Raw genomic sequence first — 14,096 nt, forward strand, 5'->3', positions numbered from 1 at the left:
GCCCGGCCATGATCGACCTGATCAGCGGCACCGTGCTGATGATGACTGAAACCGCACCGGCATCGCTGCAGTTCGTGAAGGCCGGCAAGCTGCGCGCACTGGCAGTTACGACCTCGCAGCGCATTTCCATGCTGCCGGACGTGCCGACCGCGATGGAAGCCGGCCTCAAGGATTTCGACGTCAGCTCGACCTTCGGCGTACTGGTCCCGACCGGCACACCGGCTGAGGTCATCACCCGCCTGAACGCTGAACTGGCCAAGATCATGAAGGATCCGGAAGCGCAGCAGCAGATGCTGGGCCAGGGCGTGTACGCATTGCCGGCCACCACGCCGGCCAAGGCTGCCGAGCGCCTGAACCAGGAAGTGTCGCGCTGGGCCAAGGTGATTGGCGAAGCCAATATCAAGTCGGACTAAGCAGTTCAATCGACCGGCGCAGCATGCTGCGCTGGTCGCTGTCATCGTTTTCGCACCATCCGCAGTCCCGGCGGCGCCCTGCCGACCGGTATCCCCGACTTTCTAGCGATTCATCATGTCCGATTCCATCAAGAAGCCACCATCCGACGCCACCGGCCTGCGCAAAGGCCTGACCAGCTACGGCGACAGCGGCTTTTCGCTGTTCCTGCGCAAGGCCTTCATCAAGGGCGCTGGCTATACCGACAGCGCGCTGGACCGGCCCGTGATCGGCATCGCCAATACCGGCAGCGCCTACAACCCCTGCCACGGCAACGCGCCGCAATTGATCGAGGCGGTCAAGCGCGGCGTCATGCTGGCAGGCGGGCTGCCGATGGATTTCCCGACCATCTCGATCCATGAAAGTTTCGCGCATCCGACCAGCATGTACCTGCGCAACCTGATGTCGATGGATACCGAGGAGCTGATCCGCGCCCAGCCGATGGACGCCGTGGTGCTGATCGGCGGTTGCGACAAGACGGTGCCGGCGCAATTGATGGGCGCGGCGTCGGCCAACATACCGGCGATCCAGTTGATCACCGGCTCGATGCTGACCGGTTCACATCGCTCCGAACGGGTCGGCGCTTGCACCGACTGCCGCCGTTACTGGGGCAAGTTTCGCGCCGACGAGATCGACCAGCAGGAAATTTCGGACGTCAACAACCAACTCGTAGCCAGCGTGGGCACCTGCTCGGTGATGGGCACGGCCAGCACCATGGCCTGCATCGCCGAAGCACTGGGCATGACGGTGCCGGGCGGCGCATCGCCGCCGGCCGTGACTGCCGACCGGATTCGCATTGCCGAGCAAACCGGCGCACAAGCGGTGCAGATGGCGCACGACCGCCTGACGATCGACAAGATCCTGACGCCGGAAGCATTTGAGAACGCCATGCGCGTGCTGCTGGCCATTGGCGGCTCGACCAATGGCATCGTGCACCTGACGGCGATTGCTGGACGCATGGGTCTGGAAGTCGACCTCAAGGCGCTCGACCGCATGGGCCGCGACACGCCGGTGCTGCTGGACCTGAAGCCGTCCGGCCAGCATTACATGGAAGACTTCCATCATGCCGGCGGCATGAGCACGCTGCTGCGCGAATTGAAGCCCCTGTTGAACCTTGGCGCAATGACCGTCACCGGCCGCACGCTGGGGGAAGAGCTGGAACGTGCGGGACCGGGTTTCAAGCAGGACGTCGTGCGTTCGGTCGCCAATCCGATTTATCCGCAGGGTGGGATTGCGGTACTGGAAGGCAACCTGGCGCCAGGCGGCGCCATCATCAAGCAGTCCGCTGCCGATCCGAAGTTGATGGAGCATGAAGGACGCGCGGTCGTGTTTGAAAACGCGGTCGACCTGGCAACCCGGATCGACGCCGACGACCTCGACGTCACCGCCGACGACATCCTGGTGCTGAAGAACATCGGCCCCAAGGGCGCACCCGGCATGCCGGAAGCTGGCTACATCCCGATTCCGCTGAAGCTGGCGCGCGCCGGCGTCAAGGATATCGTGCGCATTTCCGACGGCCGCATGAGCGGCACGGCATTCGGCACCATCGTGCTGCATGTGACGCCGGAATCCGCCATTGGTGGCCCGTTGGCGTATGTGCAGAACGGCGACCGTATCCGCCTGTCGGTACTGAACCGCGAAATCAGCTTGCTGGTGTCGGCCGAAGAACTGGCCGAGCGCGCACGCAAGAATCCGGTGACGCCGCCGACCGCCGATCGCGGCTATCGCAAGCTGTTCCTCGATACCGTGACCCAGGCCGACAAGGGGGTGGACTTCGACTTCCTGCGCGCCGCCACCAGCACCGGCAAGACGCCGCGCGGCTAGCGCGCCGCCGCCATCCTGCTGGCCCGGGCATGGCGGCAAAGCGGTATCGCCAGTGGGCAGCCGGCGGGATCACCAGCGGTGGCGGTGGGTGTAGACTGCCCCGCATGAATATCGAGTATCTGCAAAGTTTCGTCGCCGTGGTCGATGCCGGTTCGCTGGCTGAAGCCGCGCGCCGGCTGGACCTGACGCCGGCGGCGATGGCCGCCCGCATCAAGGCGCTGGAAGACCAGTTCGGCACCAGCCTGCTGCAGCGTGCCGGCCGGGCAGTGCGGCCGACCGAGGCCGGCCTGAAAATCCTGGAACGCTCGCGCGGCCTGCTGCGCGACGTGCGCGACCTGCATGCCATTGCCCAGGACAGCAGCCGGCTTGGCGAGCTGCGGCTGGGTGTATTCGTCTCGGCGCTGACCAGCGTGCTGCCGCCGGTGCTCAGGCGCCTGTATGACGCCTATCCTGAAATGTCGGTATTCGTCGCGCCCGGCGCATCGGTGGAATTGTGTCGCCGGGTGGCCGCCGGCGAGCTCGATGCCGCCATCGTGGTCGAACCGCAATTCGCCATTCCCAAAACCTGCGAATGGCATGCGCTGACCGAAGAGCCGCTGGTGGTCGTGGCCCACGCCAGCATGGCAGGGCGCGATCCGCATGCGCTATTGCGCGAGGAACCGTTTATTCGTTATGACCGTTCGGTATTGGGCGGGCAACTGGCCGAGCGCTACATGCGCGACCACGACATACACCCCAAACAGCGACTGGAAATCGATGGCCTGCTGGCCATCGCGGCTTTGATCGATCATGGCCTGGGGGTATCGCTGTTGCCGGATTGGCCGGCGATGTGGTCCAGCGGCATGGCATTGGCACGGATACCTTTGCCGGGACGTGCGCCGGTGCGCAGGATCGGATTGATCCGCGGCTTGCAAAGCCCGCATGCGGCGCTGGCCGAAGCCTTCCTCAACGAAGCGCGCAGCGTGTTTTCGGAAGAAACGCCGCCGGCCTAGCTGTGGATCAGACCGGCGCTGACTGTTTTCAGTCTTTCAACATGCTCTGCAATTCGCCGCTTTCATACATCTCGGTCAGGATGTCGGAACCGCCGACGAACTCGCCCTTGATGTACAACTGCGGAATCGTTGGCCAGTTGGAATATTCCTTGATGCCCTGGCGAACTTCCGCATCTTCCAGCACGTTGATGGTCACGATGTTTTGCGCGCCGCTGGACTTCAGCAACTGGATTGCGCGGCCCGAAAACCCGCACTGCGGAAATTGCGCAGTGCCTTTCATGAACAGCACGACCGGGTTAGCGGTCACGGTCTGCTTGATCCATTCTGTTACGTCGCTCATGGCGCTACTCTCGAAAAAATAATGGGACCCCGTCATTATAGGGAGAATTGCGCCTGGCCGTTGGCTGCGCCGGGCATCTCCACGCTGGCAGCAGGGCCATGCCGGGATGGCGCCGGCAGCGCCCGTGCCCGGCATGCGCTGGCGCTGGCTATTGCTTGAGCTTGGCGAAAGCGGCCGCCATTGCTGACGCGCCTGTTGGCGCTCGCTCCTGCTGTTGATGCTGGACCACGCGCCGGGCGTCATTGCGATCGCCGCGCTGGCTGGCCTGGCGCGCGCCGGCGGCCGGTGGCTCGTCCGACAGGCGCATGGTCAGCGCAATGCGCTTGCGCTTTTCATCCACCTCCAGCACCTTGACCTTCACCACCTGGCCTGCCTTGACCACGCTGTGCGGGTCCTTGACGAAGGTGTTGGATAGCGCAGAGATGTGGACCAGGCCGTCCTGGTGCACGCCAATGTCGATGAACGCCCCGAATGCGGCGACGTTGGTCACGACACCTTCGAGCAGCATCCCGGGGCGCAGGTCGCGGATTTCTTCCACGCCTTCCTTGAAACTGGCGGTGGTGAATTCCGGACGCGGGTCGCGGCCCGGTTTTTCCAGCTCTTTCAAAATGTCCGAGATGGTCGGCACACCGAATTTCTCATCGGCATATTTCGCCGGCGTCAGCGATTGCAGCAGGCGCACGTCGCCGATGACGGACCTCACATCCCGCTTCAGGTCGGCCAGGATTTTTTCAACCAGCGGATAGGATTCCGGGTGCACAGCCGACGCGTCCAGCGGATTGTCGCCATTGATGACGCGCAAGAAGCCCGCAGCCTGTTCAAAGGTCTTGTCGCCCAGTCGTGGCACGTCGCGCAAGCTGGCGCGGGAGCGGAAGCTGCCGTGCGTGTCGCGGTAATTGACGATGCCCTGCGCCACGCCGGCGCTCAGGCCCGACACCCGCGCCAGCAGCGGCGCCGAGGCGGTATTGACGTCCACGCCCACCGCATTCACGCAATCTTCTACCACCGCGTCGAGCGAGCGCGCCAGCGGCGCCTGTCCCACGTCATGCTGGTACTGGCCCACGCCGATCGACTTCGGGTCGATCTTCACCAGTTCGGCCAGGGGGTCTTGCAAGCGGCGCGCGATCGACACCGCACCGCGCAGCGACACATCCATGTCGGGCAGTTCGCGCGAAGCGAATTCCGAGGCGGAATAGACTGAAGCGCCAGCTTCGGACACCACGATCTTGGACATTCCCGCAGCCGGGCGTTGCTTGATCAGGTCGAGCGCCAGGCGATCGGTTTCGCGCGAGGCCGTGCCATTGCCGATGGCGATCAGCGCCACCTTGTGCTTGTCGGCCAGCTGGCCCAGCACATGCAGTGAGCCGTCCCAGTCATTGCGCGGCTGGTGCGGATAAATGGTGGCGGTATCGACCACCCGGCCGGTGGCGTCGATCACGGCGACCTTCACACCGGTACGCAAGCCCGGGTCCAGGCCCATGGTGGCGCGCGATCCGGCCGGTGCGGCCAGCAGCAGCGACTTCAGGTTGGTGGCAAAGACGTTGATGGCCTCGGCCTCGGCTTTTTCGCGCAGCGCCGTCATCAGTTCGGTTTCCAGGTGCATGAAGGCCTTGACGCGCCAGGTCCAGCGCACCGTGTCGGCCAGCCATTTGTCCGCAGGACGGCCCTGGCTGCTGATGCCAAAGCGGGCCGAGATGCGCGATTCGCATGGGTTGTGCGGCGCATCCCATTTTGGCTTTTCCTGCTCGGTGTCGAGCCGCAGGATCACGCCCAGCATTTCTTCGCGGCGGCCGCGGAACAGCGCCAGTGCACGATGCGAGGGGATGGTGGACAGCGATTCCGAGTAATCGAAGTAGTCGGCGAATTTCTCGCCGGCGTCCTGCTTGCCTTCGATGACTTTCGATTCCACGACCGCATGTTCGGTCAGGTATTCGCGCAGCGACTGCAGCAGTTTTGCGTCTTCGGCGAAGCGCTCCATCAGTATCTGGCGGGCGCCGTCGAGGGCGGCCTTGGTATCGGCGACGCCGGGGTTGTCGCCTTGCTCGGTGGTGAAGGCTGGTTTGATGAAACGTGCGGCTTCCAGTTCCGGGTCGAGCATCGGATTGTTCAGCAGGGCGTCGGCCAGCTCGGTCAGGCCGGCCTCGGCGGCGATCTGCGCCTTGGTCCGGCGCTTGACCTTGTAGGGCAGGTACAGGTCTTCGAGTCGCACCTTGTCTTCGGCATGCATGATCTGGTCGAGCAGCTCGGGCGTCATTTTGCCCTGTTGTTCGATGGTGGCGACGATGGTGCTGCGGCGGTCTTCGAGTTCGCGCAGGTAGCGCAGGCGTTCTTCCAGCAGGCGTAATTGAATGTCGTCGAGGCCGCCGGTGGCTTCCTTGCGGTAGCGGGCGATGAAGGGGACGGTGGCGCCTTCGTCGAGCAGCGCGATGGCGGCTGCTACCTGGGCGGGGCGGGCGGCGAGTTCGAGGGCGAGACGGTGTTCGATTGATGGAAGCATTGGGGCGTTTGTTTGGGGCTTTGGGAAGATGGACGGCAAGCGGGGGATTTTACGCAGAATGGGCGGGGGCGCCAGTCTTGACAAGCACGGAAATGATGCTTGTGTTGGTAATTCGGTATTTTTTGGCTGGTTGCTTCGGTTTTATTAACTATTTTTTATTATCTTTGGTGTTAAGCGGGGTGTGCGCCCCCGCGGGCGCGTAACTTTCTTTTTGGCGGCGCCAAAAAGAAAGTCACCAAAGAAAAAGGCGCTAAAACCCATTTGGCTAACCGCGTCGCGAAAGGCAACTCGATTCGGGCTCTCGATCAATATTATTATCCGTTTCACGCTGATAATCGGCAAATCGTCGTTTCTCTCAGTGGATCAGCCAACCCGCTCCATTTACTTTCCTTAGTTTTTTACCCGTGGAGACGCTAATCACACTGTAGAAGCAGCGGACTTGTGTTTGGGACGGAAACAATGAGATTGCGGAGGGGCTGAATGGCCTGAACGTCCTGAATTACCTGAACGTCCTGAATGACCTGAATGACCTGAATGACCTGACATGCCAGTGCCGATGGGAATGTCCGGGGCGGACTATTGCGGGCTGCACCACGCCATGGTACTGCGATTGGCAGGAAATTGTATGATTTTGACTTTCGGCCGCGTATCCGAAAAGCTCGCTTCTACAAAGCAATTAGCGTCCCTCCGGGTAAAACACGAATATCCGTATATGGAGCGGGTTGGCTGATCCGCTGAGAGAAACAACGATTTGCGGTTTCCCGGAGTGAAACGGATAATCAACGTGATCGAGAGCCCGAATCGAGTTGCCTTTCGCGGCGCGGTTGGCCAAATGGGTTTTAGCGCCTTTTTCTTTGGTGACTTTCTTTTTGGCGCCGCCAAAAAGAAAGTTACGCGCCCGCGGGGGCGCACACCCCGCTTAACAAAAATGAACGCAAAGCCCGATTATAAAAACCGAAGCAATTAACCCAAAAATTACAATAAATAATCAACCAACCCGCCCCCCACTAACCCGCTCAATCCCCGCCAAATCCACCCAACTAGCCACATCAACAAATCCAGCATCCAGCAGCAGCCCCCTGACCGCCACCGCCTGGTCAAACCCATGCTCCATCAACAAGCACCCACCAGCAAGCAGATGCGCCGCCCCCTGCGCACAAAGCACCCGCAACGCCGCCAACCCATCAAACCGATCCGTCAACGCCCCCACCGGTTCAAACCGCAAATCCCCCTGGCCAAGATGCGGATCATCCGCCCGCACATACGGCGGATTGGAAACAATCAGATCAAATCGCCGCCCCGCCAATCCCTCGAACCAGCTTCCCTCAATAAATTCAATATCAAGCCCATGTGCCGTCGCATTCCCCCGCGCAAGCGCCAGCGCCGCCGCGCTGATATCCACCGCCGTCACCCGCAAGCCCGGATGCAAATGCGCCAGCGCAATGGCAATCGCGCCCGATCCCGTCCCCAGGTCCAGCACCCGCAAGGATGCCGGCTCAACTCCTTGCTCGACAAACCGGTCAATCCGCTCACTGGCCAGATCCACCAGCAACTCCGTCTCCGGTCGCGGAATCAGCACATCCGGCGTCACCCGCAAACGCAGCGCATGGAATTCCCGATAGCCCACCAGGTAGGCAACCGGCTCACCGGCACGCCGCCTGGCAAACAGCTCCCGCACCGCCAGTACCTGCGCCGGCCCGGGCTGCTCATGTGATTTCGTGATCAACTGCACGCGCGTCAGCCCCAGCGCATGCGCCAGCAGCAACCGCGCTTCAAACGGGTCGATGCCGGCTGTGGCCAGTAATTGGCCAATGCTCGGCTGGCTCCCAGGCATGTCCAGGCCAGCCAATCAGCGGCGCCGCAGCAGCAGCCAAACCAGCGCCACCACGAACAGCGACAACCACGCCAGCGACCATTGCGGAATCGACAGGCCCAGGATCGCATCGTATTCCGTCGTGCATAGCCCGTCCGCCTGGAACAACCAGGGCAGCAGCTTGGCGGTCGGGATCGTATTGAGCGAGGTTTCCAGCGGGTCGATGCCGCATGAGGTCAACGGATGCGCCTTGATCCACAAATGTCGCAGCGCCACGCCAACCCCGGCCAGCGCCGCCAATGCCGCCAGGCCGATGCCGAAACGGCGCGCCGCAGCCGGCAGCAAGGCGGCAACCAGGCACAGCAGCGCCACCCCGGCGAAGGCGTAGCGCTGGAGGATGCAAAGCGGGCAGGGTAGCATGTCCCGCCCGAATTGCAGGTAAAGCGCGAAACCAAGCAGTCCGATACAGGCCAGGGCAATTGCAATCAGCAGCGGTTTGGTGGAGGTCATTGGTTTAGCCGGTTATTTGCAGCCATGCTTGCCTAGGCTGTGGTCGGGTTGTTGGTCGGGAAGGGGCTCACTCGTGCTGCTGTCGGAACGCTTGCGCCTGCCATCAGATTTCGTCGCCCATCGCGGCCAGCAAATCAGCCTGGTGCTCGGCCATCAAGGCGCCGGTCAGGTCGTCGAGATCGCCATCCATGATGAAGTCGAGCTTGTACAGCGTCAGGTTGATGCGGTGGTCGGTCATCCGGCCCTGCGGGAAATTATAAGTGCGGATGCGCTCGCTGCGGTCGCCCGACCCGATCAGGGACTTGCGGGTGGCGGCTTCGCTGGTCTGCTGCTCCCGCATCTGGACATCCTTGATGCGCGCGGCCAGCACCTTCATCGCCTGCGCCTTGTTCTTGTGCTGGCTGCGGTCATCCTGGCATTCGACCACGATGCCGGTGGGCAGGTGCGTCAGCCGCACTGCGGAATCGGTCTTGTTGATGTGCTGGCCGCCAGCGCCGGAGGCGCGGTAGGTGTCGATGCGCAGGTCGGCGGGATTGATGTGCACGTCCTCCACTTCGTCGGCTTCCGGCATCACCGCGACCGTGCAGGCCGAGGTATGGATGCGCCCCTGTGCCTCAGTGGCCGGCACCCGCTGCACCCGATGTCCGCCCGATTCAAACTTGAGCCGCGAATAGGCGCCCTGGCCAATGATGCGCACGATGACTTCCTTGTAGCCGCCGACTTCCGACGGCGACTCCGACACCATTTCCACCTGCCAGCGATTGCGCTCGGCATAGCGGGTGTACATGCGCAGCAGGTCGCCGGCGAACAAGGCCGATTCATCGCCGCCGGTGCCGGCGCGGATTTCCAGGAACAGGTTGCGTTCGTCGTTCGGGTCCTTGGGCAGCAGCATTGTGCGCAACTGGCCGGCCAGGGTTTCCATGCGCGCACGCGCCGCCTGGATTTCTTCCTGCGCGAACTCCTTCATGTCGGGGTCCGACAGCATGCCCTCGGCCGTGCTCACGTCATTGCTGGCCTGGACATATTCCTGGTACAGCGCCACCAGGGGTTGCAGTTCTGCGTGCTCCCGGGTCAGTCGCCGGTACTGCTCGATGTCGGCAGTGACGTTCTCCTGCATCAGCAGTAAGCCGACTTCTTCCAGCCGGTTTGCCAGCTGTTCCAGCTTGGCGAGCATTGAAGGTTTCATTGCATCCAGTATCGGGTGTTCATCAGGGTGGCCGCTGCAATCGGTAAAAATGGCGTGATTGCCATTGAGCGAGATTGATTGCCAGGGATTGCCCGCAAGGCGCGGGCGGCAAGCGGCAGCGCCGCTAGCGCTTGGTGCGGAAGAGTTGCGGCAGCAAGGTCGCCAGCCGGGCCCGTTCATCGCCCTGGGCAGTGTGCAGCGCGTGCTGCGAGCCATGCAGGAATTTGGCGGTCAGTCCGCGCGACAGGGCGTCCAGCACCGCATCGACATCGTCCCCGCGCGCCAGCATCTTGCGGGCGCGCTCCAGTTCGATGGTGCGCATGTGTTCGGACTGTTCGTGCAGCTCCTGGATGACCGGCACCACAGCGCGCGTGTCTATCCAGTGCATGAACGACTGCACCCGGGTTTCGATGATCGCCTCGGCCTGGGACACCGCCGCCTGGCGATTTTCCATGCCGGTCTGGATGGTGGTCGCCAGGTCGTCGACCGTGTACAGGAAAACGTCGTCGAGCCGGCTGATCTCGGCCTCGATATCGCGCGGTACGGCCAGGTCCACCATGAACATCGGCTTGTGGCGGCGCGCCTTGATGGCGCGTTCCACCATGCCCAGGCCGATGATCGGCAGCGACGAGGCGGTCGATGACACGACGATGTCGAAATTGGCCAATTGGTCGGGCAAGTCAGCCAGCCGGATAGCGCGGCCGCCGAGCCGGTGCGCCAGTTGCTCGCCGCGCTCCATGGTGCGGTTGGCAACCGTCAGTGATTTTGGATTTTGCGCGCTGAAGTGGGTTGCGCACAATTCGATCATTTCGCCCGCACCAATGAACAATACGTTCTGCTCGCTGATGCGGTCGAAAATGCGTTGCGACAAGCGCACCGCCGCCGCGGCCATCGACACGCTATGGGCGCCGATCTCGGTCGTGCTGCGCACTTCCTTGGCCACGGCAAAGGTGCGCTGGAACATCTGGTGCAGATAAGTACCCAGCGCGCCGGCGGCATCGGCCTGGCGCACGGCGTCTTTCATCTGCCCCAATATCTGCGGCTCGCCCAGCACCATCGAATCCAGGCCGGAGGCAACCCGGAATGCATGGCGAACTGCCTGGTCCTGGGGCAGCGTATACAAGTGGGGGCGCAGTTCCGACACGCTCATCCGGTGATAGTCCGCCATGAAGTGGGCGGTCATGTCGATCGCATCTTCTACGCCGGTCACCGCGCGATTTGCGCAGTACAGTTCAGTGCGGTTGCAAGTGGACAGGATGGCGGCTTCGGCCGTCGTCTGGTCGCGCGCCAGCCATGCGCGTGCCGAGGCGACCGCCTGGCCGAGGGACTCGGCGGGAAAGGCGACTTTTTCCCGTATTGAAACGGGAGCGGTAGTGTGGTTCAGGCCGACGGCGAGAAGCTGCATGCGAGCGCGAACAATGCGGTTGAATAACGAACAGGAACGGCCTGTATTATAGCCGCTTGCGTCTGGCGCGCTTCTGTTGCGACATTGGTATTGACCGGCGACACGACGATGGGTGTGTCAGGGCCGATACAACGCGAGATAGGGCACCACACCACACCACACGACAGGGCGCGGCATGGCGGGTTCAGCTCGCCATTTGCTCCAGCCGGTAGCCATAACTGTAGACCGGCGCCAGTTTGAAGCCGTTTTCCGGGCGCAATTTCAGCTTGCTGCGCACGCGCGACACATGCGTGTCCATGGTGCGGGAAGGGACGTCGACATCGCGCGCCCACACGGATTCAAGGATATAGGCGCGCGACAGGGGCCGGCCGAGGTTGCGAAACAGCAGCAAGGCGAGATCGAACTCCTTGTGCGTGACATCAATTGGCGCGCCATTGATCGTCAGGCGGCCAGTGCGCGCTTCAAATACATAGTTGCCGAACTGTATTTGCTCGACCGCGCTTTGGGCCGGGTAGGCGCGTCGCAGCATGGCTTGGACGCGTGCGACCAGTTCGCCGCGGCGGATCGGTTTGATGATGTAATCATTGGCGCCACTCTCGAGACCGGCAATAATGTCGTCTTCGCAGGATCGGCTGGTAATGAACAGCACGGGCAAGTTGGCAGGTAAGTGCTCACGAACTGCGCGCATCACCTGTTCCGGATCGGCGTCGGTGGTTTGCCAGTGCATCACCAGCAAGTCGAAGCTGTTGCGGCGGGTTTGCGCAATCAGTTCCGTGCCGCTGACCAGCGCTGAACACGAATGTCCTGCCGATTTAAGAACTTGGCAGACCAGTTCGCACTGGCCGCGCTCTGCATCCAGAACAGCAATTCTCATAGTCGTAGTCGCGCGATCAACGGACAAGTGGGCGTGTTTGGACTCTAATTTACCAACAAATAAGCTAAAGTCCATTACTTATCGACAATTCTTTAAATTATCTGCGTGCTAAAAGTGAACGGCGAAGGTGAGCGGCGAACGCTAGTGGGAGCGCTGGCGAACCGGGTCGTTCATGGCAGGCAAGCATCTTGAAAGGGCAATAACAATGATTCTCGAAATCGCGGAGCTGCGCATCCAGCCCGGCAAGCAGGCCGAATTTGACGCCGCCATTCGTCGCGGCGTGGCCGAAGTCATCAGCAAGTGCACCGGTTATCTTGGGCACCAGATCAGTCATGGCGTCGAGTCGCCCGAGCGCTATGTGCTGATGATTTACTGGCAAACGCTGGAAAACCACACCGTGGATTTCCGCGGATCGCCGGCATTTGCCACCTGGCGTGACATGGTCGGCCCATTCTTTGCCGCACCGCCGGCAGTGGAGCATTTCACGTTGCTGGAAAAAACCCGCTGATTGTCGTATTGCCGGGGATTGCCGAGGCGGCAGGCCGGGCTTGATTGCCGGCCTGGATGACTCGGCGCCCGGGTATTGATCCTGGTTTGGGAACCGGCGACGTCGAGTCGCCGTTTTCATTCGTACAGGGTTCATTTCCTGCGATTGCGCCCTCCTGTGGGCTGCTGCTGCGCCCATCGGCGCTGCGCCTGGCAATCTCCCGCCCGGCCTTGATGCGCACGCTGCTCCAGGCATGGAGCGAACCTGCGCCAGAAATGTCCAACGCAACGCGCAAGGCACACGCAAAGTGTTGCCGCCAGCCACCATCGCGACAAGTCGTGACCTGCGTCAATTGTGCGTAAACACATGTGTTTATGTGAGGCGCTACTTTCACTTCATTCCCTAAGTGCTTCAATCCAATGCAATTTCACCTTTTTGCAAGGCTTGAAGGAGTGCCCGTAAGTCCTTAATTTCATTGGAATAAATGCAGTCCGGCGCACTGAATATTCCTTGACCGCAAAATCTGCATCCTCTAAAGTGGGCGGCAGTGTGAAAAAGTGTTTTTTTGTGGGAATAATTTCCCCGGAAAAGCGGCAGCAAGGGCAACAAGCAGGTCGGGAAAAAGGTCAAACACGGTGTTTCAAGGCGCGTCAGCACTGAATCTGGATGCAAAGGGTCGAATGTCGATACCGGCCCGGCATCGTGACGCCCTGATGCTGGAGTGCGAGGGTCGGGTCACATTGACCAAGCACCCGCATGGATGCCTGTTGTTTTTCCCGCGTCCGGTGTGGGAAACCCACCGCCAGCAGATTGCCGCGTGGCCCATGTCGGCGCGTGCCTGGCAGCGGATTTTCCTGGGCAATGCATGCGATGTCGAACTCGACAGCGCCGGCCGTATCCTGGTCGCGCCCGAGTTGCGCCGTGCAGTTGGCATTAGCCGCGACGTCATGTTGCTGGGCATGGGCAGTCATTTCGAAATTTGGGATGCGACCAGGCTGGAAGAAAGCGAAGCCGAAGCGGTAGCGACCGGCATGCCGGATGTGTTGAACAACTTTTCTTTCTGAGCCGTGATGAAGTCCCCAGCGGTGCCAGAGCTGCAGCACCGTACCGTGCTGCTGGAAGAAGCAATCGATGCGCTCGCCATCGAGGGTGAGCGTCGTGACGGCTGTTATGTCGACGGCACCTTCGGGCGCGGCGGTCACAGCAGCAGGATGCTTGGGAAATTGTCGGCGCAGGGCCGGCTGCTGGCGTTTGACAAGGATCCGGAAGCAATCGCGGTAGGCAGGGCGCTGGCAGCAGCAGATTCACGGTTTGACATTGCACACGACAGTTTCGCATTGCTGGACGAGGAGCTGGACCGGCGCGGTATCTCCCGCCTGGACGGCGTACTGCTGGACTTGGGGATTTCATCGCCGCAGGTGGATGACGCCGAACGCGGTTTCAGCTTTCGCAACGACGGCCCGCTCGACATGCGTATGGATCCGACGCGCGGAATATCGGCCGCTGAGTGGCTTGCGACCGAAAGCCAGCAGAACATACAGAAGGTGATACGCGAATATGGGGAAGAACGGTTTGCTATTTCGATTGCAAAGGCGATTGTTGCTGGCCGGGCAGTCGCGCCAATTTCAAGCACACGACAGCTTGCCGGTATCGTGGCACACGCGGTCAAAACCCGCGAAAAGGGCAAGGACCCGGCAACCCGTACCTTTCAGGCTATC

At 61.7% G+C, this 14,096-nt stretch carries 13 protein-coding genes; 6 read left to right on the forward strand and 7 right to left on the reverse strand.

Annotation, left to right across the window (positions count from 1 at the left end):
• The 3 genes from Q7T64_RS10410 to Q7T64_RS10420 all read left to right on the forward strand — a co-directional run.
• The coding region (locus tag Q7T64_RS10410) for a tripartite tricarboxylate transporter substrate binding protein (RefSeq protein ID WP_304795228.1) at positions 1-413 on the forward strand (413 nt) is incomplete at its 5' end.
• 115 nt (positions 414-528) lie between these two features.
• Positions 529-2,274, forward strand: a complete 1,746-nt coding sequence (locus tag Q7T64_RS10415; RefSeq protein ID WP_304795230.1) for an IlvD/Edd family dehydratase — start codon at positions 529-531, stop codon at positions 2,272-2,274.
• Positions 2,275-2,378: 104 nt separating this feature from the next.
• A complete protein-coding gene (locus Q7T64_RS10420) occupies positions 2,379-3,266 on the forward strand; it encodes a LysR family transcriptional regulator (protein ID WP_304795232.1) in 888 nt (295 codons plus the stop codon).
• A 28-nt stretch (positions 3,267-3,294) separates the two neighbouring features.
• Here Q7T64_RS10420 and grxD read toward each other — a convergent pair whose 3' ends face one another.
• The 7 genes from grxD to Q7T64_RS10455 form a co-directional block, all read right to left on the reverse strand.
• The gene (gene grxD, locus Q7T64_RS10425; protein ID WP_304795235.1) at positions 3,295-3,606 is read right to left on the reverse strand and encodes a Grx4 family monothiol glutaredoxin; all 312 of its coding nucleotides are present in this window, start codon (positions 3,604-3,606) and stop codon (positions 3,295-3,297) included.
• A 148-nt stretch (positions 3,607-3,754) separates the two neighbouring features.
• Complete coding sequence (locus Q7T64_RS10430) at positions 3,755-6,103, reverse strand: Tex family protein (RefSeq protein WP_304795237.1); 2,349 nt, start codon at positions 6,101-6,103, stop codon at positions 3,755-3,757.
• A 988-nt stretch (positions 6,104-7,091) separates the two neighbouring features.
• Entirely contained in the window at positions 7,092-7,937 is an 846-nt protein-coding gene (gene prmC, locus Q7T64_RS10435) for a peptide chain release factor N(5)-glutamine methyltransferase (RefSeq protein ID WP_304795255.1), read from the reverse strand.
• A gap of 15 nt (positions 7,938-7,952) precedes the next feature.
• Complete coding sequence (locus tag Q7T64_RS10440; protein WP_304795239.1) at positions 7,953-8,426, reverse strand: disulfide bond formation protein B; 474 nt, start codon at positions 8,424-8,426, stop codon at positions 7,953-7,955.
• Positions 8,427-8,529: 103 nt separating this feature from the next.
• Positions 8,530-9,612 (reverse strand): peptide chain release factor 1, encoded by a 1,083-nt coding sequence (gene prfA / locus Q7T64_RS10445; RefSeq protein WP_304795241.1) that lies wholly within the window; start codon positions 9,610-9,612, stop codon positions 8,530-8,532.
• A 124-nt stretch (positions 9,613-9,736) separates the two neighbouring features.
• Complete coding sequence (hemA, locus tag Q7T64_RS10450; protein ID WP_304795243.1) at positions 9,737-11,017, reverse strand: glutamyl-tRNA reductase; 1,281 nt, start codon at positions 11,015-11,017, stop codon at positions 9,737-9,739.
• Positions 11,018-11,201: 184 nt separating this feature from the next.
• Positions 11,202-11,891 (reverse strand): response regulator transcription factor, encoded by a 690-nt coding sequence (locus Q7T64_RS10455; RefSeq protein WP_304795245.1) that lies wholly within the window; start codon positions 11,889-11,891, stop codon positions 11,202-11,204.
• 205 nt (positions 11,892-12,096) lie between these two features.
• Between Q7T64_RS10455 and Q7T64_RS10460 the strand changes: the two genes are divergently transcribed.
• From Q7T64_RS10460 to rsmH, 3 genes are all read left to right on the forward strand, one after another.
• Entirely contained in the window at positions 12,097-12,399 is a 303-nt protein-coding gene (locus Q7T64_RS10460; protein ID WP_304795247.1) for an antibiotic biosynthesis monooxygenase, read from the forward strand.
• A gap of 614 nt (positions 12,400-13,013) precedes the next feature.
• Positions 13,014-13,442: a division/cell wall cluster transcriptional repressor MraZ gene (gene mraZ, locus Q7T64_RS10465; RefSeq protein WP_304795250.1), complete on the forward strand. Its 429-nt coding sequence runs from the start codon at positions 13,014-13,016 to the stop codon at positions 13,440-13,442.
• A 6-nt stretch (positions 13,443-13,448) separates the two neighbouring features.
• Positions 13,449-14,096: 16S rRNA (cytosine(1402)-N(4))-methyltransferase RsmH (gene rsmH / locus Q7T64_RS10470; protein ID WP_304795253.1), on the forward strand; the 648-nt coding region annotated here is incomplete at its 3' end.

The organism is Lacisediminimonas sp. (genome assembly GCF_030645335.1).
GTDB lineage: Bacteria > Pseudomonadota > Gammaproteobacteria > Burkholderiales > Burkholderiaceae_D > Lacisediminimonas.